This window comes from Streptosporangium sp. NPDC049248 (genome assembly GCF_040678965.1).
Taxonomy (GTDB): domain Bacteria; phylum Actinomycetota; class Actinomycetes; order Streptosporangiales; family Streptosporangiaceae; genus Streptosporangium; species Streptosporangium fukuiense.
The window spans coordinates 109,514-130,293 of the sequence record NZ_JBFAQY010000027.1 but is presented as its reverse complement, the minus strand read 5'-3'; the positions used below and the strand labels follow the sequence as shown (position 1 = coordinate 130,293).

23 protein-coding genes are annotated in these 20,780 nt (G+C 70.8%); 12 read left to right on the top strand and 11 right to left on the bottom strand.

Features of this window, described 5'->3' with window-relative positions:
* Window positions 1-46: 46 nt before the first annotated feature.
* From AB0K21_RS35110 to AB0K21_RS35095, 4 genes are read right to left on the bottom strand one after another with little or no spacing between them, the layout of a single operon-like run.
* Window positions 47-793, bottom strand: coding sequence for an amino acid ABC transporter ATP-binding protein (locus tag AB0K21_RS35110; RefSeq protein ID WP_343969640.1), 747 nt, complete (start codon window positions 791-793; stop codon window positions 47-49).
* Window positions 790-1,863 (bottom strand): amino acid ABC transporter permease, encoded by a 1,074-nt coding sequence (locus AB0K21_RS35105; RefSeq protein ID WP_343969637.1) that lies wholly within the window; start codon window positions 1,861-1,863, stop codon window positions 790-792. The genes AB0K21_RS35110 and AB0K21_RS35105 overlap by 4 nt, the downstream gene beginning before the upstream one ends.
* A complete protein-coding gene (locus AB0K21_RS35100; RefSeq protein WP_364155952.1) occupies window positions 1,860-2,744 on the bottom strand; it encodes an ABC transporter substrate-binding protein in 885 nt (294 codons plus the stop codon). Before AB0K21_RS35100 ends, AB0K21_RS35105 begins: the two co-directional genes overlap by 4 nt.
* A gap of 31 nt (window positions 2,745-2,775) precedes the next feature.
* Entirely contained in the window at window positions 2,776-3,516 is a 741-nt protein-coding gene (locus AB0K21_RS35095) for an acetoacetate decarboxylase family protein (RefSeq protein WP_364155949.1), read from the bottom strand.
* A 170-nt stretch (window positions 3,517-3,686) separates the two neighbouring features.
* Between AB0K21_RS35095 and AB0K21_RS35090 the strand changes: the two genes are divergently transcribed.
* A complete protein-coding gene (locus AB0K21_RS35090) occupies window positions 3,687-4,337 on the top strand; it encodes a TetR/AcrR family transcriptional regulator (RefSeq protein ID WP_343969628.1) in 651 nt (216 codons plus the stop codon).
* A gap of 373 nt (window positions 4,338-4,710) precedes the next feature.
* Here the strand turns inward: AB0K21_RS35090 and AB0K21_RS35085 are convergent, their stop codons facing one another.
* Window positions 4,711-5,826 carry a diaminopropionate ammonia-lyase gene (locus AB0K21_RS35085; protein ID WP_343969625.1) on the bottom strand — a complete coding sequence of 372 codons (1,116 nt, stop codon included), beginning with the start codon at window positions 5,824-5,826 and terminating at the stop codon, window positions 4,711-4,713.
* A gap of 91 nt (window positions 5,827-5,917) precedes the next feature.
* Here AB0K21_RS35085 and AB0K21_RS35080 point away from each other — a divergent pair, with 91 nt between their 5' ends.
* The 4 genes from AB0K21_RS35080 (at window position 5,918) to AB0K21_RS35065 (ending at window position 8,611) form a co-directional block, all read left to right on the top strand.
* The gene (locus tag AB0K21_RS35080; protein ID WP_343969622.1) at window positions 5,918-6,838 is read left to right on the top strand and encodes a LysR family transcriptional regulator; all 921 of its coding nucleotides are present in this window, start codon (window positions 5,918-5,920) and stop codon (window positions 6,836-6,838) included.
* A 114-nt stretch (window positions 6,839-6,952) separates the two neighbouring features.
* Window positions 6,953-7,741 (top strand): inositol monophosphatase family protein, encoded by a 789-nt coding sequence (locus AB0K21_RS35075; RefSeq protein WP_343969619.1) that lies wholly within the window; start codon window positions 6,953-6,955, stop codon window positions 7,739-7,741.
* A gap of 127 nt (window positions 7,742-7,868) precedes the next feature.
* Window positions 7,869-8,210 carry a DUF3147 family protein gene (locus tag AB0K21_RS35070; RefSeq protein ID WP_343969616.1) on the top strand — a complete coding sequence of 114 codons (342 nt, stop codon included), beginning with the start codon at window positions 7,869-7,871 and terminating at the stop codon, window positions 8,208-8,210.
* On the top strand, window positions 8,207-8,611 hold the full coding sequence (locus AB0K21_RS35065) for a DUF3147 family protein (RefSeq protein WP_343969613.1): 405 nt from the start codon (window positions 8,207-8,209) through the stop codon (window positions 8,609-8,611). Before AB0K21_RS35070 ends, AB0K21_RS35065 begins: the two co-directional genes overlap by 4 nt.
* Before the next feature lie 212 nt (window positions 8,612-8,823).
* Here AB0K21_RS35065 and AB0K21_RS35060 read toward each other — a convergent pair whose 3' ends face one another.
* Window positions 8,824-9,384, bottom strand: coding sequence for an isochorismatase family protein (locus AB0K21_RS35060; protein WP_343969610.1), 561 nt, complete (start codon window positions 9,382-9,384; stop codon window positions 8,824-8,826).
* A 274-nt stretch (window positions 9,385-9,658) separates the two neighbouring features.
* Here AB0K21_RS35060 and AB0K21_RS35055 point away from each other — a divergent pair, with 274 nt between their 5' ends.
* Window positions 9,659-9,856 (top strand): hypothetical protein, encoded by a 198-nt coding sequence (locus AB0K21_RS35055; protein ID WP_364155942.1) that lies wholly within the window; start codon window positions 9,659-9,661, stop codon window positions 9,854-9,856.
* Here the strand turns inward: AB0K21_RS35055 and AB0K21_RS35050 are convergent.
* Window positions 9,853-10,284, bottom strand: a complete 432-nt coding sequence (locus tag AB0K21_RS35050; protein ID WP_343969603.1) for a nuclear transport factor 2 family protein — start codon at window positions 10,282-10,284, stop codon at window positions 9,853-9,855. The two genes, AB0K21_RS35055 and AB0K21_RS35050, sit on opposite strands and share 4 nt — an antisense overlap.
* A gap of 169 nt (window positions 10,285-10,453) precedes the next feature.
* On the opposite strand from AB0K21_RS35050, the gene AB0K21_RS35045 reads away from it, so the two are divergent.
* The 3 genes from AB0K21_RS35045 to AB0K21_RS35035 all read left to right on the top strand — a co-directional run bounded on the left by AB0K21_RS35045 (window position 10,454) and on the right by AB0K21_RS35035 (window position 12,830).
* Window positions 10,454-11,485 carry a permease gene (locus AB0K21_RS35045; RefSeq protein ID WP_364155939.1) on the top strand — a complete coding sequence of 344 codons (1,032 nt, stop codon included), beginning with the start codon at window positions 10,454-10,456 and terminating at the stop codon, window positions 11,483-11,485.
* A gap of 67 nt (window positions 11,486-11,552) precedes the next feature.
* Window positions 11,553-12,329 carry a TIGR03943 family protein gene (locus tag AB0K21_RS35040; protein WP_364155936.1) on the top strand — a complete coding sequence of 259 codons (777 nt, stop codon included), beginning with the start codon at window positions 11,553-11,555 and terminating at the stop codon, window positions 12,327-12,329.
* A gap of 297 nt (window positions 12,330-12,626) precedes the next feature.
* Entirely contained in the window at window positions 12,627-12,830 is a 204-nt protein-coding gene (locus AB0K21_RS35035; RefSeq protein WP_343969594.1) for a DUF2795 domain-containing protein, read from the top strand.
* 11 nt (window positions 12,831-12,841) lie between these two features.
* Here AB0K21_RS35035 and AB0K21_RS35030 read toward each other — a convergent pair whose 3' ends face one another.
* On the bottom strand, window positions 12,842-13,045 hold the full coding sequence (locus AB0K21_RS35030; protein ID WP_343969591.1) for a hypothetical protein: 204 nt from the start codon (window positions 13,043-13,045) through the stop codon (window positions 12,842-12,844).
* A 208-nt stretch (window positions 13,046-13,253) separates the two neighbouring features.
* On the opposite strand from AB0K21_RS35030, the gene AB0K21_RS35025 reads away from it, so the two are divergent.
* The gene (locus tag AB0K21_RS35025; protein ID WP_364155932.1) at window positions 13,254-14,066 is read left to right on the top strand and encodes an aminoglycoside 3'-phosphotransferase; all 813 of its coding nucleotides are present in this window, start codon (window positions 13,254-13,256) and stop codon (window positions 14,064-14,066) included.
* A 4-nt stretch (window positions 14,067-14,070) separates the two neighbouring features.
* On the opposite strand, the gene AB0K21_RS35020 is transcribed toward AB0K21_RS35025, so the two are convergent.
* Both AB0K21_RS35020 and AB0K21_RS35015 read right to left on the bottom strand, forming a co-directional pair.
* The gene (locus AB0K21_RS35020; protein ID WP_343969585.1) at window positions 14,071-14,193 is read right to left on the bottom strand and encodes a hypothetical protein; all 123 of its coding nucleotides are present in this window, start codon (window positions 14,191-14,193) and stop codon (window positions 14,071-14,073) included.
* Window positions 14,190-15,059: a bile acid:sodium symporter family protein gene (locus AB0K21_RS35015; RefSeq protein WP_343969582.1), complete on the bottom strand. Its 870-nt coding sequence runs from the start codon at window positions 15,057-15,059 to the stop codon at window positions 14,190-14,192. Before AB0K21_RS35015 ends, AB0K21_RS35020 begins: the two co-directional genes overlap by 4 nt.
* A gap of 441 nt (window positions 15,060-15,500) precedes the next feature.
* On the opposite strand from AB0K21_RS35015, the gene AB0K21_RS35010 reads away from it, so the two are divergent.
* On the top strand, window positions 15,501-15,965 hold the full coding sequence (locus tag AB0K21_RS35010) for a cupin domain-containing protein (RefSeq protein ID WP_364155928.1): 465 nt from the start codon (window positions 15,501-15,503) through the stop codon (window positions 15,963-15,965).
* Between the two features lie 138 nt (window positions 15,966-16,103).
* On the opposite strand, the gene AB0K21_RS35005 is transcribed toward AB0K21_RS35010, so the two are convergent.
* On the bottom strand, window positions 16,104-16,982 hold the full coding sequence (locus AB0K21_RS35005) for an alpha/beta hydrolase (protein ID WP_343969576.1): 879 nt from the start codon (window positions 16,980-16,982) through the stop codon (window positions 16,104-16,106).
* Between the two features lie 157 nt (window positions 16,983-17,139).
* Between AB0K21_RS35005 and AB0K21_RS35000 the strand changes: the two genes are divergently transcribed.
* Window positions 17,140-20,520, top strand: a complete 3,381-nt coding sequence (locus AB0K21_RS35000) for a BTAD domain-containing putative transcriptional regulator (RefSeq protein ID WP_364155926.1) — start codon at window positions 17,140-17,142, stop codon at window positions 20,518-20,520.
* The last annotated feature ends 260 nt before the right edge of the window (window positions 20,521-20,780 follow it).

The following is a 20,780-nucleotide window of genomic DNA, read 5'->3' as shown; positions in this document are numbered from 1 at the left end:
TACGGCGCGGCGCACAGCGCCCCGCAGTACTGCGGGGCCGTGTCCGTTACAGGCGTCCTGCCAGGGACACCTTGCGCAGGAAGTCGCGGGTGCGCTGTCGGGCGGGGGCGTCGAAGATCTGGGCCGGCGGGCCCTGCTCCAGGATGCCGCCGCCGTGCAGGAAGCAGATCCGGTCCGAGATCTCGCGGGCGAACCCCATCTCGTGGGTGGTGAGCAGCATGGTCATCCCGCTCTCGGCGAGGTCCCGGACGATGTTGAGGACCTCGATGACCAGCTCCGGGTCGAGCGCGGAGGTGATCTCGTCCAGCAGCAGGATGCGGGGGCTCATCAGCATCGTGCGGGCGATCGCCGCACGCTGCTGCTGGCCGCCGGACATCTGGTCGGGATAGGAGCCGGCCCTGTCGGCCAGCCCGACCCTGCCCAGCATGGCCATGGCCCGGTCCTCGGCCTCCTCCTTGGAGCACAGCCCCGTCTTCACCGGCGCGAGGACGGCGTTCTGCAGGACGGTCATGTGCGGGAAGAGGTTGTAGGACTGGAAGACCATGCCGACCTGCCGCCGGAGGCGGACCAGGTCGACGCCGGGCCCGGACACCACGTCGCCGTCCACGGCGATCTCGCCGCTGTCGATGGTCTCCAGGCCGTTGACACACCGCAGCAGCGTGGACTTGCCGCACCCGGACGCCCCGATCAGGCTGATCACCTCGTGCGCGGCGACGTCCAGGTCGACACCGCGCAGTACCGTGTGGTCGCCGTAGGACTTGGTGACGCCGCGCAGCTCGATGAGCGGGCTCATGAGGCCTTCCTTCCGCCGCGGGCCAGCAGGTAGTCCACGAACCGGGTCTGCGGGATGGTGATGACCACGAACAGCAGGCAGACGATGGTGACCGAGGACAGGTTGTAGTAGTTGGCGGAGTAGATCTTGGCCTGGGCGAACGCGTCGATGATGCCGACGACGTTCACCAGCGCGGTGTCCTTCTGCAGCGCGACGAACGCGCCGAGCAGCGGCGGGACGATCCGCCGGACGGCCTGCGGCAGGATCACGTACCGCAGCGTGTGCGCGCGGGACAGGCCGAGCGACAGCGCCGCCGACTCCTGGCTGGGGTGGATCGACTCGATCGCCGAGCGGTACAGCTCGGCGTTGTAGGCGCTGTAGGTGAGGGTCAGCGCCACGATCGCGTAGACGACGGGGGGAGCGTCGCTGATCACCGGAATCCCGGCCAGCGGGATGCCGAAGCCGACGAGGTAGATCACCACGATGGCGGGCAGGCCGCGAAACAGGTCGATGTAGGCGATGGCCAGCAGCCGCAGCGGGCGCCCGCCCCGGCCCGGCGCAAGCCGGGCGAGCGCCAGCAACAGGCCGATCACCAGCACCAGCGCCTCGGCGACGAGGGCGATGAGCACGTTGTACCAGAGGGCCTTGGCCGTCTCGGCGAAGCTCGTCCTCATCAGGTCCCAGCGCAGGAACGTCTCACGGACGACCCCGTCGCTGACGGTGAGGAAGAAGACCAGCGCCGTGACGCACAGGCAGAACCCGGCGACGCCCAGCGCCGTCCAGGACGACTCACGGGAGGCGGCGGCGTCCCGGCGCGCGTCGGTGATCTTCCCGCTTGAGAGCGCCCGGGCGGACGCGGCGGAACCGCGCAGCCCCTTCCAGGCGGGAATCCCCATGAGGACGGCCGCCACCGCGGCGACCGCCAGGACGATCACGGATCCGGCGGCGAGGTGGCGGACGGCGCTGGTCACCACCGCGGCCGTGACCGCGACCGTCAGCGCGGCGCCGCCCCAGGCCGCGATGTTCAGCGGCCGGGAGCGCGGCGGTGGCACGGGCTTCCTGGCGCCGGCCGGCGCTTCGACGGCCGTCACGACACCGACCACTCGGGCAGGTCGTCGGGGTCGCCGCCGAGGAAGGACTCGAACTGCTCCTTGAAGACCCGGTCCAGGGTGCCGTCGGCCTTCATCTCGCCCACGATCGTGCTGACCCCGGCGGTGTTCGCCGAGCCCTTGGGCAGCATGATCGCCGCGTCGCCGCCGATCGGGTACTGGCCGATCACCTTGACCGCGTCGCCGATCTGCTGGGCATTGAGCATGACCAGGGTGGTGTCGAGGATGACGGCGTCGATCTGGCGGGCCCGCAGGGCAGTGATCATGTCGTTGATCGACTGGTACTGCTTCGCCTGTTGGGCGGGCTTGAGCTGCTCGTTGACGAACCTGTCCTGGACGGAGCCGAGCAGGATGCCGATTTTGGCATCCTTGATCGTCGTTGCGTCCAGGGTGCTGTCTGACCGTACGAGCACGCCGCTCTTGACGTTGAGGTACGGGTCGGTGAAGTCGGCGACCTTCTCGCGCTCGGGCGTCTTGTAGAGCTGGTAGATCGTAAGGTCGTAGTCCTTGGTCCGGCCGCTGACCAAGGCGTCGAACGAGACGTTCTTCAGTTCCAGGCGCGGGATGCCGGCCCGGTGGGCGATCTCGGCGGCCAGGCAGTAGGAGTAGCCGCTCTTGACGTCCTGCGGGGTATCGCCGTTGTAGTCGCCCGGGGCGGGCAGGGCTGCCTGGATGGTGAGGACGCCGGAGTCGACGGTCGTCAGCTTGTGGGAGCCGTAGGCGCCGCTGACCTTGCACTCACCGTAGGACGGCGCGCCGTCGGCGGCCGTACTGGAATCCGAGCCGCCGCAGGCGGTGAGCAGTCCGAGGCCCAGGGCCGTGACGCCGAGCAGGCCCGCGGCCCGGGAGGTGATGACCGACATGGTTCTTCTCCTGTGGCTGAGGGGGAAAGGGTCAGATCCGCCGGGAGCCGACGACCTGGCCGAGGTCGAAGTCGAACTCCTGGGTGTCCAGGCGGGCGGCGAGGACGCGGATGTCACCGAGCGGGCCGAAGGGGTCACGGGGTCCGTCCGTAAGCGTGAGGGTACCTTCGGCGCGGAGGCTGCCATGCAGAACGCTGTTGGGGTAGTCGACCCGGATGACCTGCGCGATCTCCGGCTCGGAGGCGTGGTCCTGCGCCAGGAGCCGCACCTGGAGGTTGCACTGGCCCATGTCCGGGACGTTCAGCTCGGCGGGCCAGGCGCCGGCCGGCTCGCCCGTCACGGTGATCTCCGAGCGGACGAGGACGTCGCCGTGGCGGCGGCATTCGAGGGTGAGGCCTCCGGGGGTCTGCTCCCAGGTGAACTCGCCGCCCTTCTTGGGCCACGGCCACATCTCGCGCCCGGCGGCCAGGCCCATGTCGATGTCGATGTACTCGAGCGAGCAGAACTTGCCGATGTGCTCCTCGAAGCGGCACGGCACGTTGAACGCGACGTTGTGGGAGCCCTTGTAGCCGTCCACGTCGCCGATGAGCAGCCAGCTCACGACGACGAAGTCGCCGACGGGCTCCAGCGGCTCGGGCAACAGGCGCCGCGTGACGCCCTCCTCCACGCCGCAGAGCAGCATCACGCGGGTGCAGTCCCGGAAGTGGTGGGGGGCCGGATGATACAGCGGCGTCGACCAGTCGGGGATGGAGATCGCGGTGGGTGCGGGCACGGGTGGTGCCTCCTAAATCGAAATGGACTCTATTTTGATTTTGGATAGCCTGGGGCATGAGAGTTCCGGCCGTCAAGGGTCGTCTTCGCAGGTGACCAGACCGGAAGATCGCGACGCGCCTGGGCCGCCATCTCGGCCGCTAAAGTGGTCCGGACCCCGGAGGACATGACGTGACCCACAGCCCGCTGATCGACCTGGCGTCGGCGATGCGCCGCGCTCCGGCCCAGGAGCGCAGCAAGGCCAAGGTCCGCGCCATCCTGGACGCCGCGGACGAACTGCTCGGCGAGATGGGCTACGAGGCACTCGTGGCCACCCCGTGGCCGATCGTCGAGCGCGCGGGCGTCACAGTCGGGGCCTTCTACCACTACTTCGAGGGTGGCGAAGCAGTCCTGGAAGCCCTCGGGCTGCGCTACTTCCAGAGCGCGGGAGAGCTGGTCGACGCCCTGGCGGGCCGCTCCTACCCCGACTGGGAGTCGGTGGTGGACGCCGTCGTCGACACCTACGCCGACTTCTACGGCCGCCCGTCCGTGCGCGAGCTGTGGCTGAACAACCGGCTGACGGCCGTGGCCAAGGAGGCCGGCCGCGAGGTCAATGACTACATCTACCGCACCATCACCGACCTGCTGGAAAGCGCCTCGGGCGGGGCGCTGCGCCTGACCCCCATGGGCGCCCGCATCACCAACAGCATCGGCGACCAGCTCCTGCGCCTGGTCGAGGACGAGACCGAACCCGCCCGCGCCGAGATGATCATCGAAGTCAAGATCGCCATGCGCAGCTACTGCCGCACCTTCCTCGGCGGTCCCGACCGCCCCCGAGAATGACCCCGGGACGTGCGGCGGCTGCGCATGCGCCTGGAAAGCGACCCTGGCCTGCGGGGATATGAACCCGGATAGTGGACGTCCGCACGGCCCTCGCCCTGTTCCCCGCCGACCTGAGCCGGCCGCCACGGAGCTGGGCCGAGCGCACCTACAACCTCACCCGCTACACCCACATGCCCTCTGGGAGCCGGGGTCCAGGGGATTGCCGGACACATGGCTTCCGCAGGTGTCCGTCGCCGGTGTCACGTAGGCCGCCTGCGTGGTCACCGCAGGTCACACCCGGCGCCGCGCCGCTTCCTGACGCCACCGCCTCGACAAGTCATCGCGGACGCGGCGTTCGATGGCGATGTCGTACAGCATCGCCGCACAGATGAGTTCAGCCCCCCGCAGAGGCATGCGGATTGGCCGCGCTGCCCTCGGTGCACAGCAACACCACCGTCGAGACCGGGCCAAGACCCAGCGTGGTGCGGCGCTCGCCGGCGCCGTCGCCGGTGAGCACGGCGCGGACGCCGGCGAGCGAGGCCGCACCGCAGGGGCCACAGGAGACACCGAGGGCGGCGAGGTCACCGGCCGCGCGGGCACTGTCGGCATCGGCGATGGCCACGGCGGCATCCAGCCCGCCACGCAGGTGAGGCCAGGCGATAGCGGAGGGTGTGCCGCAGTTCAGCCCGGCCATGATGGTCTCACCTGTGGTGACGCTGACCGGTTCGCCACGTAGGAGGCTCTCGATGACACAGGGGGCGGCCATGGGTTCCACCGACAACAACGCCGGAGGCGGCCCCGCCGGACGACTGCGGTAGTGGGTGACGACGGCCTGGGCCAGCGAGCCCACGCCCACCGGGATGGCGACAAGATCGGGCATCCCCGCTCCGGCCACCGTCAGCTGCTCGTCGATTTCGGCACAGAGGGTGGAATAGCCCTCGACGATCCAGCCGGGGATCTGCTCATAGCCCGGCCAGGCGGTGTCCTGGACCAGAACCGTATCCGGCGCCCCGGCCGCCCCGGCCGCCCGGCGCACCGCCTCGTCATACGAGCCCGCGACCTGAACGACCTCGGCCTGCTCGGCGGCGATGGCCGCCACAGCCTTCGGATGAACGCCTCCCGGGATGAAGACGCGGGCGCGCTGGCCGAGCAGACGTGCCATACGAGCCACAGCGCGGCCATGGTTGCCGTCGGTTGCGGTCACCAACGTGACCGGACCCGCCCCACCGTGCCGCGCCCGCTCGGCAAGGGCACGGTGCACCGCCCAGGACGCGCCCAGCACCTTGAAGGCGGGCAGCCCCAGACGAGACGACTCATCCTTGACGAAGACCCGCCCGACCCCCAGTTCGGCGGCAAGCCGGGGAAGTTCGACCAGCGAGGTAGGGGCGTACTCGAACAGGGAGGCATGGAAGTCCCGCACCTCAGCGGGGGCGGGCGCACAGGTCCAGAACCTGGCGGCGGGCCGCGCGAACCACGGCGGCGTACGGACGGAAGAAGCGGTCTCAGACATCGCAGCCAGCGTGCGACACACCCTCCAATCGGTCCAGCGGATGTTTCCGACCTATATTCGTCGGAGAATCCGACCGATCGAAGGCTCGCCGATGTTCGACCTGCACCGACTACGTCTGCTGCGCGAACTCAAGCACCGCGGCACCCTCGCAGCCGTCGCCGCCGCCCTCTCCTACAGCCCCTCCTCTGTCTCCCAGCAGCTCTCCCAACTGGAGGCGGAGGTCGGCGTCCGGCTACTGGAGCCGATCGGGCGACGCGTGCGGCTGACCGAGCAGGCAGAGATCCTCGTCGCGCATACCGAAGCGGTGCTGAAACGCCTGGAGCGCGCCGAGGCGGACATCGCCGCCTCACTGACCGATCTGACCGGGACCCTGCGCATCGCCTCGTTCCAGACCGCCACCCTCGCCCTGATACCCGGCGCACTGAGCATCCTGCGCGATCTCCACCCCGGCCTTCGGCCCCATGTCACACAGATGCCACCGGAAACGGCCCTGCCCGCGCTTCAGGCCCGCGACTTCGACCTGGTCATCGCCGAGGAATACCCGGGCAACCCCAACCCCCGGCCCGCCGAACTGGAGCAGGAAGACCTGCTCGACGACTCCCTCCGCCTCGCGCTGCCCGAACCGGCCGACGACGCGGACGGTCCCACGGCGTCGCTGCGCTCACTCGCCGACCGTCCCTGGGCCATGGAACCCGAGGGTACGACCGCCCGCCACTGGGCCATGACCCTGTGCCGGAACGCCGGTTTCGAGCCCGATGTACGGTTCGAGACCACCGACCTCCTGATCCACCTTCGCCTCGTCGAACAAGGCCACGCCGTCGCCCTGCTTCCCGACCTCGTATGGATCGGACAGTCCCCGACCGTCACACTGCGGCAACTTCCCCGTGGCCAGCGCACACGCCGCATCTTCACCGCGGTACGCCGAGGTCGCAGCCGGCACCCCGCCATCAGGGCATGCCGCCACGCACTCCGGCAAGCCGCCGCAGCGGCGACGGCCTCGATCGACACCTGACGGGGACGGTACGCGATCGCGTCATCAAGACCGCCCTTCGAGTTCGGGATCGTCCGGATAACGGCCCGACACGCTCCTTCGTCACCGCCTCCCGGCTCGCGTACCCTGCGGATCATGCCGATCACTGACGTTGAGCTGTCCTGTACGGCGGCGCAGGCGGGAGCAGCCGTCGTGCGCGCCATGTTCGGCGCACCACTGACGCGCCTGGAGAAATCCGGCGGTGACTTCGCCACGACCGCCGACGTGGCGGCGGAGCAGGCCGTCCTTGACGTCATTCGCGCCGCCCGGCCCGGTGATGCCGTGACCGGCGAGGAGAGCGGGTCTACGGGCCCGGCGGGGGCGGAGCGCATGTGGCTGGTCGACCCACTGTGCGGCACGCTGAACTACGCCGCGCGCACCATGCTGGTGGCGGTGAACGTCGCCCTGCGCCTGGGCTCGGACATCACGGTGGCGGCCTCGGCCGACCCGTTCACCGACGAAGTGTTCTGGACCGACGGCGTCCGCGCCCACATCCGCCGCGGCGGTGTGGACGAGCCGCTCAAGCCGTCGCCGGATTCGCGGCTGGTGGACGTCAACCTCGACCCGCCGTTCCCGAACTCACCCGCCTTCCGTGCCGCCGCCCTGCTCGCCGATCCGGGATTCGCCGAGCGGTTCCGCCCGCGCGTCGTCTCCACCACCCTGGCGGTGGCCTGGGTGGCCGCCGGCCGGCGAGCCGCCTACGTCACCGACGGCCGGCTCCATGACAGCGTGCACTTCGCCGCCGGGATCGCGTTGTGCCGTGCCGCCGGCTGTGTGCTGACCGGCCTCGACGGCCGGCCGCCGCATACCGGCACGGGCGGGCTCATCGTGGCGGCCGACCAGGAGACCCACACGGCGCTGCTGGACCTCATCCGCAACCAGTAGTCCCATCAGCTGCCACCAGGTACACCCGAGGGGTGTCGGTCCTGGTCAGCGGCCACGACCATAGGGCAGCGTGATGACGTGGGAAGCCGTTCCGTCAACGACTCCGGTGTGAGAGGGGCGAGCACGTATGAGCCAGGTGTGGACGATCGCCCTGCGCGGGCTGTCCGGTGGCCTGCTCGTCATGGCCTTCGCCCTGATCGGCGAGATGGTGAGCCCGAAGCGGTTCGCCGGCATCTTCGCCGCGGGGCCGGCCGTCGCCCTGGCGGGAATGACCGTGACCCTGCTGTTCATGGGCAGCCGGCAGGTCGCGGACTCCGCGCTGGGAATGATCGTCGGATCGGTGGCGCTGGTGGCGTACTGCGCCTCGGCGGTGCCTCTGGTTCGGCGTCTGGGAGCCCTCGCCGGCTCGGCGGCCGCGATCGCGGTATGGGCGGCCGTCGCGACGGCAGGCCGGCTGCTGATCGCATGAGCGCCCCACGCAGAATGCGGATCCAGCCTTCCAAGCTGCGCAGGGTCACGCTGCCGGGGATGGCGCTGCGCTTCGCCTTCGGGGCGGCCGTCTCCGTGGCCGCCGGCCTGGTGGGAAACCACTGGGGACCGGTCACGGGCGGGGTCTTCCTCGCCTTTCCAGCGGTTCTGGCCGCCACCCTCACCCTGATCCAGGACGAGGAGCACAGCCGGATTCCGGCCTCCAACGATGCCCGTGGCGCGGTGCTCGGCGCGGTCGGCATGATCGCTTTCGCCCTGTGCGTCTGGGCGCTCGCCACCCGGATCCCCACGCTCGTGGCGATGGGGATCGCGCTCGTGGCGTGGGCGATCGTCGCCGCTGTTCTGTACCTGCTCATCTGGGGTGTCCGCCGGAGCCGGTGACACCCCCCGGGCCGAGATGACCAGGAACGGATCACCATCCGCGGCCTGCCGGATGCCCTCCGCCGCAGTGGCCGGCGCCGTGTCGGGCGGTTACGCGCCGGCCGGCAGGCCCCGGCCTCCTCCCCGTCCCCGCCGATCGCATCGGCCCGGCGATGTCGCCCGGCTCCTGACCGCTCGGCTCGCGGACGGACCCGGTCCGCGACGCACAGGCCTCAGGAGGTGCCGCCGAAGTCGACATCCTTGGTCTCGACCGTTCCGGCCGTCCGTCCCGGCGCCGCCTGGTGGGTCCAGTACAGGTTCGTGTGCGCGATGACCCGGTCCGGCGGCGGCGCCCCCCATGCCGTCTGATCCTCCGTCGTGTGGGCGTCGCCGACAAGGGCCGTGTCGTAGCCCCTGGCGAACGCGCCGTGGAGCGTCGAGCGGATGCACCAGTCGGTCTGTGCGCCGACGACGACGAGTCGCCCGACCCCGAGGCCCGACAGCACGGCCTCAAGAGCGGTGTCTTCGAAGGAGTCGCCGTAATTCTTCTCGACAAGCGGCTCGGCATCGCCCGGAGTCAGCTCGGGAACGATCCGCCAGTCGTCGCTCCCTCTCGCAAGCTGCTCGTCGGAGTGCTGGATCCAGACGACGGGAACCCCTTCCCGCCGCGCCTTCTCGACAAGGCTGCCGATGTTCGCGACGACCGCGTCGCGTTCGTGAGCTCCCACGACGACACCGTTCTGTACGTCGACGACGAGGAGCGCGGTGTTCGGCCGGTTCACGAGGGTGGTCATGGTCTCCCTTACTCACGCTGGGTTCCTGTGCCCGCCCACGGTAGACCGGCCCACCGACAACGGCGGGACGAACCTCGGAGCGCTCCGGCGGGGAGAAGACCTCTCCAACCGCGTGCGTCCGTCTGTTACGATCTCCGGCATGATCACGCGCTTGAGCAGTTGGCGGCCCGCCTGTTAGGCGGCCCCTGCTCCTGCACGAACCCACCGGCCGCCTCGATGAGGCGGCCGTCGTCATGTCGGGACAACAGCGGTCTCATCGCGGCAGCCTTCACAGATGAGGACCACCCATGACCGCGTCCCTGCCGCCCGCCGGCCCGTCCCGCGCCCCCGGCTCCGTCACCCCTCGTGGCCCACGATCCTCGCCACCCTGCTCGACCGCCGACACCTGACCGCCTCGGACACGGCCTGGGCGATGGAACAGGTGGTACGAGGTGCGGCCCGCGCGTCGGCCGGCTCCAGCTCGCCGGGCTAGTGATCGGCCGGGGCCGGGACGAGGCCGTCGGCGACCAGACCGGCGAGGACCACCTCGCCCAGGGTGTGCACCGCGGACTGCGGGCGGACCATCACGGTGAACTCCTTGATCCGCTCCTCGTGGTCGAGATGCAACAGGTCGATGCCGTGAATCTGCTTGCCGTTCACGGTGGCCCGGAAGAGCAGGACCACCGACGGGGCCTCGGTACCGTCGGCGCAGGTCTCGGCGGTGCCGTCGAAGTGCCCGATGTAGCGGAAGTCCTCGAAGGTACGCATGAGGACCCCGAAAAGCCCCAGCACCATCGGCCTGCCCTCGAAGGGACTGAACTTCACCGGGCTGTAGAGCCGGACGTCCTCGGTGAACAGGTCGTCCAGAGCGGTGAGATCGCGGCTGTCGACAGCGGCGCGGAAGCGGTCCGCGGTGGCCATGGCTTCTCCCAGATAGTCATGAATATGATTAGTCACTTTCTTTACTACCACAGACGTGAGTTCCGTGGACAGAGGCGGAAAGAAGGCAGCCCGACGGCTCCGCGCCCCGCCGTGCTCAAAGATCAAGATCTTGTCAGGAACAATGTGATGACCTGACACGATAGGGCGCATGTCTGAGCTCCGAACCGGTCCGCCGAGGGAGTGGACCGACGACGACAGCCCGGTCCCACCTGACTCCTGGGGGCGTTCTCGCTCCGCGAGAAGCGCTCTGCCATGGGGGTTCATGCTCGTCATCGCGTTGCTGGCGGTGGGCCGGTTCACGTTGGCACCGCACCTGACCGCGCCCGCGCTGCAGACGTGGGCCACGATCTTCGTGGCGATCTGCGTGCAGGCGCTGCCGTTCCTGGTCTTCGGGGTGGCGCTGTCGGCGGCGATCACGGCGTTCGTCCCGGCGTCGTTCTGGACCAGGGCGCTGCCGAGGAATCCGGCCATCGCGGTGCCGGTCGCGGGGGCGGCGGGAGCGGTGTTGCCGGGGTGCGAGTGCGCCTCGGTCCCGGTCGCCTCGGGATTGATGGCCCGGGGGGTGACCCCGGCCGCCGCACTGGCATTCCTGCTCGCCTCTCCCGCGATCAACCCGATCGTGCTGGTCGCGACCGCCGTCGCCTTTCCCGGGCAGCCGCTGATGGTGCTGGCCAGGTTCGGGGCGTCGCTGACCGTGGCGGTGCTGGTCGGCTGGCTCTGGCTGAGATTCGGCCGCAGCCAGTGGCTGCGCGTTCCCTCCCGCCCGCACGGCGAGGGCCCGGGATGGACGCGGTTCGGCGAGGCGATGCGACACGACCTGCTGCACGCGGGCGGGTTCCTCATCGTCGGCGGGCTGGCCGCGGCCACGCTGAACGTCGCCGTTCCCCGCGAGTGGCTGGCCGCGGTCGCCGAGGTGCCGTGGCTGGCCATTCTGGTCATGGCGCTGCTGGCGGTGTTGCTGTCGATCTGCTCGGAGGCCGACGCGTTCGTGGCGGCCTCGATGACCGCGTTCTCCCCCACCGCGAAGCTGGCCTTCCTGGTGGTCGGGCCGATGGTCGACCTGAAACTGATCGCGCTGCAGGCCGGCACGTTCGGTGGCGCTTTCACAGCCAGGTTCGTCCCGCTGACCTTCGCGCTCGCCGTCCTGGTCAGCACGCTTTTCGGATGGTTGCTGCTGTGATGTCCTCACGGTCTTCGAAAGACCGCCGGCCCAGGCTCGGCCTGGCGAAAGGAACTCGCGAATCCTTATGAACCGTGTCACCCAGAACCTCGTCCTGACCCTGCTGGGTTGCGCGGTGCTACAGATCTCGGCGTTCTCCACGACCTATCTCAACTACGTCAAACCCGGCTTCCGGCCGTTTCTCATCGGCGCCGGTACGGTACTGGTGGTCCTCGGCGTCATCGGGCTGCTCCAGGCCGCGGGGGCGAAGAAGGGCACGGAGGGCAGGACCGATGGGCGCCCTCTCGCACCGCACCACTCGGACGAGCACGACCGGCCCGGCGAAAACACGCACGGGCACCCGCACGGCGGGCCCCGGGTCGCGTGGCTGCTGTGCCTGCCGGTGTTCGCGATCTTCCTGATCGCCCCCCCCGCGCTGGGCTCGTTCGCCGCCTCCCGGGATGACACCCCGCCGCCCCGCGACCAGCCCCTGAGCGCCTTCCCCCCGCTGGCCGGCGACGGCCCGGTGGACATGCCGATCGGTGAGTTCATCGGCCGAGCCTGGGACGACGACAAGAAGTCCCTCACCGGGCGTGAGGTCAGACTGACCGGTTTCGTCGTCCCCGCGAAGAAAAAGGGACAGTGGTACGTCACCCGCATGCAGCTCGCCTGCTGCGCCGCGGACGCGTTCCCGCTGAAGGTCGCCGTCAGGGGATTGCAGGCACCGCCCGCCGACACGTGGATCGAGGTCACGGGCACCTGGATCCCCCAGACGTTCAAGAAGATGCCCGCCGGAGTCGTCCACCCCCAGCTCACCGGCAAGAGCCTCACAAGAATCGAGACCCCCGACGAGCCGTACGAGTAGGCCGGCCAGGTCTCCTCGGCCCCGGGCGATAACGCGGCGGGCAGGGGACACCTGTCCAAGGTGCCGATCGCGGCGGGGTTTTGGGCCCGACCCCGCTCACCCGGCCTTCCCGCCCCTGACAGCGAAGATCTTCGAGTCGGTTTCCCCTGATGTTTGCCCAGTGCAAGGCGGGTATGCCCCTGCCACGACGCACGAAAGGAACAGCAGATGGAACGAGACAGAGACGATAGCGGGCAAAGTCTGGGCGTCAATCACGCACACCAGCCAGGATCACCCGAAGGGTTGAGCGCCCAAGAGGTGGACAGCCGAAGCGACCTGGCCAGGTGGATCAGCGGCACACATGTTTTTCCGGCCGACCGCGAGACGTTGCTGAAGCGGGCGAGATCCCAGTCGGCGCCCGACGAGGTGCTCTCCGCCATCCGGTCGCTGCCCGATCGCACCTACCAGAACATGGAAGGCGTCGCCCAGGCGCTCGGCCTCGCCGAAGAGCAGCACGACTGAGCGCACCACGCTCACGGCCGTTCGGACAACTCGCAGCTTTCGCCCCTGGCCAAGTAGGTGCCCCGGCTCCCCTGACCGCTGCGTTCGACGTGGTCGCGGAAGTCGGCGAGCGGAGAGCTGAAGACGCCGTGATCGTCGTAGTGCACCGGCAGCACACGGCGCGGATTGATCAGATTCACCCGGTCCGCGCCCTGCCGGCCGTCCATCGTCACCATCAGGACGCTCCTCCGCCCGGAGCTCGTGGTCACGCCAGGTACTCAGCCCAACCGCCGCACCGAAGCCCTGCCGCCTCAGCTTCCGCGCGGCCTGCGGTGTCGTCTTCCCGTTCTCCCCGGGATGGGCCCGGGTCCGCGGCGGCGTGTCGCTTTGCCGTTCCCTGACCCGCCTGTCGTCGGCGACGCCCCCTTGGGAGATCCTGTCTCCATGAGCCGCCCCGTCATCTCCGAGATCCCAGTCGGTCCGGTGACCGTCCCCGCCGTCGTCACGGCGCTCGCCGACGGCGACACCGTCACCCCGGTGTGGCGCAACGAACTCGGCGGCCTGACCTTCCGCCTCGAAGGCGGGCATGAGGACGTCAGGTACGTCAAGTGGGTCGCCGCCGGCACTCCGGAGATCGATCTCCCCGGCGAGGCGGAACGCCTGACCTGGGCGCGGCGATGGGCGACCGTCCCGCGGGTCGTCGAACACGGTACGGACGCCGACGGCACGTGGCTGGTCACGGCGGCACTCCCTGGCCGCTCCGCGGTGGACCCCCGCTGGATCGCCGACCCGCCGACCGCGGCGGCCGCGATCGGCCGAGGGCTGCGCCTGCTCCACGACGCCCTGCCCGTGGAGCAGTGCCCGTTCGACTGGTCCGTCGATCGGCGGCTCGCCCGCGCCGACGAGCGCATCGCCGACGGCGAGGGACCGGCCGGCTGGTTCCCCGAGCACCGGCACCTGGGCCTCGCCGAAGCCCGGGCACGAATCGGCGATCCGCCTGCGATCGACCGCCTCGTCGTCTGCCACGGGGACGCGTGCGTCCCCAACACCCTGCTGCACGACGACGGCATGTTCGCCGCGCACGTCGACCTGGACTCACTCGGGATGGCCGACCGGTGGGCGGACCTCGCGGTCGCCGCGTGGAGCACGGAATGGAACTACGGCCCGGGGTACGACGGGGTCGTATACGACGCGTACGGGATCGTCCCAGACCCGGAACGCATCGCCTACTACCGCCTGCTGTGGGACATGGCGTGACCGGTCACACCTGATCGGCGTCCATGCTCGCGGTGGCACGCACCGGGAACGGGCGCGTGCCACCGCGACTTTCCGGATCCCACACGTACGCCTCGTCGATCGAGGCACGGGCGGGCAGGGCGATCACCGGTCCGAAGGCATCGGCTCTGTCGTGCGAGATCTGAGCAGGAACCCTGCCGCTGCCGCGGTGAAGAACATCAGCACGCCATAGGTCGCGGCCGGGACGGCCATCTGGGAGCTGTTCAGCAGGGAGAGCGCCACCGCGATCGACAGCGTGGCGTTGTGGATCCCGATCTCCATGCAGGAGGCGACGGCCTGGCCGCGCTCCACTCCGGCCAGGCGCGGCGCCCAGTAGCCGACGATCAGGCTGATCACACTGAACACCAGCGTGATCAGGCCCACCGACTGGATGTAGCCGCTGAGGTTGTCGAGCTCCTGAAGCAGGGCACCGGCGATCACCAGCGCCAGGATGACCGCTGAGGCGATCTTCACGGGCGTGTTCATCCGTTCGGCGAAGCTCCGTGCCCTGGCGCGGACCGCCATGCCGACGGCGACCGGAACCAGCACGATCGCCATCACCTGCAGGCTCTTGTCGAACTGCAGGCCGAGCGTGCCCGAGCCGACCTCGAAGTAGGACAGCGACAGGTTGGTCACCAGGGGCAGCGTCACGACCGCCAGTACCGAGTTGATCGCGGTCAGCGTCACGTTGAGCGCGACGTCACCGCCGAACAGATGGCTGTAGAGGTTGGCCGTCGTGCCGCCGGGCGAGGCGGCCAGCAACATCATGCCGACGGCGAGCGCCGACGGCAGGTCGAAGAGGACCACCAGGCCGAAGCAGATCGCGGGCAGCACCAGGATCTGGCAGCCGAGCGCCACGACGGTGGCCTTGGGGTAGACGACGACACGGCGGAAATCGGAGATCGTCAGGCTCAGCCCGAGGCCGAACATGATGATCGCCAACGCGATGGGCAGGAGGGTTCCGGCAAGAGCCATGGGGGATGCTCCTTATCAGCGATCTGTCGCTGGGGCGGCGTGGTGCCGTAGCTGAGGTACCACCCACACGATCATCGTCACGGTCATGGCGGTGAGCAACCCATCGACACAGATCGTCACCTGCCGTACACCGCCGCGGTCCCATACGGCAGGTCGGCGACCACGGCCCCGAGTTCGAGGCGAATGTGGTGATCGACACACGTGACCGGTGCTTTCATCGGCAGCGCAAGGAGTGGGCGCCCTCCCCCGGTTCGTTTTGGAATCGCGAAAGCTCGGCAAAGGCGTCGCTGAATCACGGCCCAGGGGGCAGCCCTCGTTGTGGGTGCCGCTTGAGCCCTGCCCGGGGCTCGGCCACACGGAGGTCACATGGCCGCGTGGCAGCAGGCGGGCACGTCGTGAGGGTTCGCCGAAGCGGCCGTCCAGTGCGGGAGGAGAGCGACCATGGAGATCGTGAAGCAGCCGCCGACCAGTAAGGCGCCGGCCGAGTGGTTCACCGGGGATGTCTGGTGGGACGTCATCTACGCGGGCCAGGAGCCGTCGCGGGCGCGCGCGAACATGGTCAGGTTCGCGCCCGGCGGCCGGACCGCCTGGCATTCCCACTCCCTGGGCCAGACCCTGTACATCGTCGAGGGCGTCGCGCTGATCCAGTCGCGCGGGGGCGTGCTGATCGAGGCCCATCCCGGCGACATCGTCCACACGCCGCCGCGCGAGGAGCACTGGCACGGCGCCGCCCCGGACCAGTTCATGATCCATCTGGCGTTGTGGGAGAGCCCCGGCCCGGACGGAGGTCCGGAGACCACCTGGCTGGAGCACGTGAGCGACACCGACTACCTCGGCCCGCGCGCCGGCACCCGCCACCGACCGACCACCGGCGGGACGGGCACCGCCCCCCGCTCAGCCCGCTGATCACCGCCCTGGTACTGCTCCCGGCCCCGTTCCGCTCCAGGCCGGTACGGAGGCTGTCGATCACCTGCGACGGTCCTCCCACTCCCCACCACGAAGGAGACAGGCCGATCCACCGCCGCCGCCACGACGGGGGCGGGTCTACCTGGCCAGAAGGTCGCGCAGCGCCTTGACGACATCGGCGGGGGCCTCTTCGGCCATGAAGTGGCCACAGGAGACGGTGGCGTGTTCCTGGTGGGGCGCCCACGCCTCCCACAGGGCGGCGGCGTCGAAGCCGAGGGCCGCGCCCCAGTCCTGCTGCAGGACGGCCACCGGCATGCGCAGCCGGTTCCCGGCCCGGCGGTCTGCCTGGTCGTGCTCGACGTCGACGGCGGCCGACGCCCGGTAGTCGGCGACGATGGAGGGGACGGCTTCGCGGGAGGCCTTCAGGTAGGCGGCGCGGATGTCGGCGGGAATCGCCTCCGGATTCCGGGTCCAGATGTCCAGGAAGTAGCCGAAGAAGGCGTCCGCGCTGGCGCTGATCATCTGTTCGGGCAGGCTGGGCGGCTGGGCCATCAGGTAGAGATGAAAGCCGACGGCGGCTGAGGTGCCGTGCATCACGTCCCACATGTCCAGCGTCGGCAGGACGTCGAGCGAGGCGAGATGAGTGATCGCATCGGGGTGGTCCAGCCCGGCGCGGATGGCGACCAGGGCACCCCGGTCGTGGCCCGCCAGGGCAAAACGCTCGTGGCCGAAGGCGCGCGCGAGGGCGACGACGTCGGCGGCCATGGTGCGCTTGGAATAGGTGTGCCCATCGGTGTCGGCCGGCTTGTCGCTGTCACCGTAGCCGCGCAGGTCGGGGCAGATGACGGTGTGATCGGAGGCCAGGTCGGCGGCGACGTGCCGCCACATCAGGTGGGTCTGGGGGAAGCCGTGCAACAGCACGACGGGGCTGCCGGAGCCGCCTGCGGCGACGTTGAGCGACACGCCTTCGGTGACGGTGACGCGCTGGTAGTCGAATCCGGTGATCCTGGGTTCCACGGCGAGGACCCTTTCCGCTAGGCCCGTCTGTTCTTGTCGGGCGGCTGCGTCCAGCCTGCCCGCCGGCGCTCAGCAGCCGGTCAGCGGCGGCTGAGCGGCGGCTGAGCGGCGCTGCCGACAAGGGCCCGGCCGAGACGGCCGGATAACATCGGGTGACATGACCAGCGAGGCGACGGCACGAGCGGTGACCTTCGGTGTGCTGGGCCCGCTGGAGGCTTCGGACGAGCACGGCCCGCTTCCGTTGAAAGGTCCCCGGCACCGGGCGGTACTGGCGCGGCTGCTGATCGCCAGGGGCGAGGTCGTCCCGGTCGACCGCCTGGTCGACGATCTGTGGGACCGGCCCCCGGGCGGGGCGGTCGGGGTGATCCAGACGTTCGTCTCCGCGCTGCGCCGCGCGCTGGAACCGGACCGTCCTCCCCGGCAGCCCGCCCGGCTGCTGGTGACGGCCTCCCCCGGCTACACGCTACGGGCGGAGCGGCGGTCGGTGGACGCCTGGCGGTTCGAGGCGGCGGCGGGTGAGGCCGGCTCGCTGCTGGCGGCAGGGCGGGCCGGGGAGGCGCTGGTCGGCCTGGAGGAGGCGCTGGCCCTGTGGCAGGGCCCGGCGTACGCGGAGTTCGCGGAGGAGGCGTGGGCACGCGGAGAGATCGCCCGCCTGGACGGCCTGCGGCTGCTGGCCGTGGAGCGGCGCGCGGAGGCGCTGCTGGAGCTGGGGCTGGCCGCCGAGGCGGTGCCTGACCTGGAGGCCCACGCCGCGGGCCATCCGCTGCGCGAGGACGCCTGGAAGCTGCTGGCGCTGTCGCTGTACCGGTCGGGCCGGCAGGGCGATGCCCTGGCCGTCCTGCGCCGGGCCCGGGAGGTGCTGGTCGGGGAACTGGGCGTGGATCCCGGCCCCGGGCTGCGAGGGCTGGAGGCCGACATCCTCGCCCAGGCCCCCCACCTCACCGCCCCGGCCAAGACCGGCGGCGGCGTCATGCCGTCACCGCGGGAGGCGGCGGTGTCGTACCCGGCGCCCGCTGATCCTGCCGGGCGGCCGTTCGTCGGGCGCGCGCGGGAGCTGGGTCGCCTGGAAGAGGCCGCCGCGACCGCCGTGCGGCGGGGCAGGCCCGTCCTGGCCCTGGTCTCCGGCGACGCCGGCGCGGGAAAGACCGCGCTCGCCGAGGCGCTCACGGGCACGCTGACGGCGCGGGGCTGGACCACGGCGTGGGGCCGCAGCCCCGAGCATGACGGGGTGCCCGGCACCTGGCCGTGGACACAGATCGTCGAGGGCCTGGCCGCCGCCGGGGCCGGGCCCGCCCCCGCCTTGGTCCCTGTGCCGGACGGCACGGCGACCACACCGTCCGCGGCCCGGTTTCGCATGCACCACGCGGTCGCCTCCTACCTGGCCGGGGCAGCGCGGCGAGCACCGGTGATGATGGTCTTCGACGACCTGCACCGGGCGGCGGCGGAGACTCTGGACCTGCTGACCACGCTGGTGACGGAATCCGCCGCCGGGCCGGCACTGCTCGTCGGGACCTACCGGGCCACCGAGATCTCCCCCGCCCTGACCGACGCGCTCGCCGGGTTCGCCCGCGTGGAACCGGCCCGGGTGTACGTGGGCGGCCTGTCCGAGACGGCCACGGGCGAGCTCGTCCGTACCGTCGTCCAGCGGGACCTGGACGCACGGACCGCGCAGGTGATCCACCGGCGCAGCGGCGGCAACCCGTTCTTCGTCCGCGAGCTCGCGCGGCTGGTCAACGCCGAGGGACCCGCGGCGCTCGACGCCGTTCCCGCGGGCGTGCGGGACGTCATCCGCCACCGCCTGGCGCGGCTGCCGCGACCGGCACAAACGGTGCTGCGGCAGGCGGCCGTGATCGGCCGGGACGTCGACGTGGACGTGCTGGTCGCCCTCGCGGCGGACGAGGACCTGGTGGTCGACGCCCTGGAGTCCGCGCTGCTCGCGGGCTTTCTGACCGAGCGGGAACCGGGCCGGCTGCGGTTCGCCCACGCCCTGGTGCGCGACACGCTCTACGACGACGTCTCCGGGCCACGTCGGGCGCGCTGGCACGCCGCCGTCGCCGAGACGATCGAACAGCTGAACCCGGGTGACATCACCTCGCTCGCCCACCACTTCGGCCACGCCGAGAGCCGGTCCACGGCCGCCCGAGCCGCCCGCTACGCTCGCGCGGCGGCGCTGCAGGCCGAGCGGGGATTCGCCCCGCACGAGGCGGCACGGCTGTGGCGGCAGGCCCTCGCCGCCCACGACCGGGCGGCGGAGGGCGACGTGCGCAGCCGGCTGGAGGCGGTCATGGGCATGGTGCGGGCACTGGCCGTGACCGGCTCCCTGGAAAGCGCCAGGCAGTACCGCGCGGAGGCGATCGCCACAGCCGAGGAACTCGGCGACCCGCAGCTGACCGCCGAGGTGATCAGCGCCTTCGACGTGCCCGCGATCTGGACCCGCAACGACGACGAGGACCTCGCCCGGCAGATCGTCCATGTGATCGAACGCACTCTGACCGCCCTGCCCGAGGGCCAGGCGGCACAGCGCAGCCGTCTGCTGAGCGTCCTCGCCCTGGAACTTCGCGGCGTCCCCACCGACCGCGGACGCCGGGCGGCGCGGGAGGCGGAGGCGATCGCCCGCCGGCTGGGAGACCCGGCCCTGCTCGCCCTCGCCCTCAACGGCCGCTTCATGCAGGCCTTCCAGCAGGCCGGCATGGCCCCGCGTCGTGCCCGGATCGGCGATGAACTGGTTGATCTGGCCACCCGGCACCACCTGGTGACCTTCGAGGTGCTCGGACACCTCATCCTCATCCAGGCCCACTCCGCGCTCGCCGACTTCGTCACGGCCGACGCGCACGCCGCGGCCGCGGACCGTCTCGCCGAACAGCACGACATTCCCCTCGCGGGCGTGTTCACCCAGTGGTACGCCGCTCTGCGGCTGGCCGTCACCGGCCCCCTGGCCGAGGCGGAGGCCGCCTACCGCGCCGCGAGCACCGCACTCGCCGGCAGCGGCATGCCGGGGATGGAACAGGGCGTTCTCCCTCTGGCCCTGCTGTGCCTGCGCATCCAGCGGGGCGAGCGGCCGGAGGCGGACGAGGAGGCGGGCTGGGGCCCGTACGCGCCTTGGGCCCGCCCCCTGATCCTGCTCGACGCGGGCCGCCGCGACGAAGCCGAAGTGGCCGCCAGGGCCCTCCCCGACTCACCCCGCGACCTGCTCTACGAAGTCCGCACCTGCCTCGCCGCCCGGGCGGCCATCGGTGTCGGCGACCGATCGGCGATGGAGCGTGCCTACGCCCGGCTACGCCCCGCCTCGGGGGAACTGGCCGGAGCGGGCAGCGGCCTGCTCACCCTCGGCCCGGTGGCGCTTCACCTCGGCGATCTCGCCGTCGTTCTCGGGCGCCGCGACGAGGCCGCGGACCATTACCGGCAGGCGCTGGCGATCGCGGACAAGGCCGCCGCGACGCTCTGGACGACCGCCGCCCGCGACGCACTCGACCGCCTTGACAGCGAACGACCGGACACCTCTCCGGCGACCGGTCTCCGGAGAGAGCGGCGTCTGTGACAGCGGCCGGGTTCGGCCCGGCGCATATGCGCGATCCTCGCTGTTGACAGGCGGCCGCCAGGTGCGTCCAAGGGCAGCGGGCCGGTCGGCGATCGGGCGAGCACCCTTCACGCGGAGGATCCGCCATGAGTTCGCACTCGGCGCCCTGTACCCGACGTAGCGCGATCGCACGTCGTCTCCCGCTCTTCGAGTTCCGGGCACCGCTGTGAGTGCTCGGCCGGTTCCGGTGGGGAACCGGCCCGCGAGGCCGTCACGAACGC

Bases quoted from the DNA above. Each gene is read 5' to 3' on its own strand.
- AB0K21_RS35080 (WP_343969622.1), top strand. From the start codon at position 5,918: ATGTTCGACCTGCACCGACTACGTCTGCTGCGCGAACTCAAGCACCGC.
- AB0K21_RS35015 (WP_343969582.1), bottom strand. From the start codon at position 15,059: ATGGCTCTTGCCGGAACCCTCCTGCCCATCGCGTTGGCGATCATCATG.
- AB0K21_RS35065 (WP_343969613.1), top strand. From the start codon at position 8,207: ATGAGCGCCCCACGCAGAATGCGGATCCAGCCTTCCAAGCTGCGCAGG.
- AB0K21_RS35030 (WP_343969591.1), bottom strand. From the start codon at position 13,045: ATGGTGACGATGGACGGCCGGCAGGGCGCGGACCGGGTGAATCTGATC.
- AB0K21_RS35000 (WP_364155926.1), top strand. From the start codon at position 17,140: ATGACCAGCGAGGCGACGGCACGAGCGGTGACCTTCGGTGTGCTGGGC.
- AB0K21_RS35070 (WP_343969616.1), top strand. From the start codon at position 7,869: ATGAGCCAGGTGTGGACGATCGCCCTGCGCGGGCTGTCCGGTGGCCTG.
- AB0K21_RS35010 (WP_364155928.1), top strand. From the start codon at position 15,501: ATGGAGATCGTGAAGCAGCCGCCGACCAGTAAGGCGCCGGCCGAGTGG.
- AB0K21_RS35100 (WP_364155952.1), bottom strand. From the start codon at position 2,744: ATGTCGGTCATCACCTCCCGGGCCGCGGGCCTGCTCGGCGTCACGGCC.
- AB0K21_RS35055 (WP_364155942.1), top strand. From the start codon at position 9,659: ATGAGGACCACCCATGACCGCGTCCCTGCCGCCCGCCGGCCCGTCCCG.
- AB0K21_RS35050 (WP_343969603.1), bottom strand. From the start codon at position 10,284: ATGGCCACCGCGGACCGCTTCCGCGCCGCTGTCGACAGCCGCGATCTC.
- AB0K21_RS35075 (WP_343969619.1), top strand. From the start codon at position 6,953: ATGCCGATCACTGACGTTGAGCTGTCCTGTACGGCGGCGCAGGCGGGA.
- AB0K21_RS35045 (WP_364155939.1), top strand. From the start codon at position 10,454: ATGTCTGAGCTCCGAACCGGTCCGCCGAGGGAGTGGACCGACGACGAC.
- AB0K21_RS35085 (WP_343969625.1), bottom strand. From the start codon at position 5,826: ATGTCTGAGACCGCTTCTTCCGTCCGTACGCCGCCGTGGTTCGCGCGG.
- AB0K21_RS35060 (WP_343969610.1), bottom strand. From the start codon at position 9,384: ATGACCACCCTCGTGAACCGGCCGAACACCGCGCTCCTCGTCGTCGAC.
- AB0K21_RS35110 (WP_343969640.1), bottom strand. From the start codon at position 793: ATGAGCCCGCTCATCGAGCTGCGCGGCGTCACCAAGTCCTACGGCGAC.
- AB0K21_RS35040 (WP_364155936.1), top strand. From the start codon at position 11,553: ATGAACCGTGTCACCCAGAACCTCGTCCTGACCCTGCTGGGTTGCGCG.
- AB0K21_RS35025 (WP_364155932.1), top strand. From the start codon at position 13,254: ATGAGCCGCCCCGTCATCTCCGAGATCCCAGTCGGTCCGGTGACCGTC.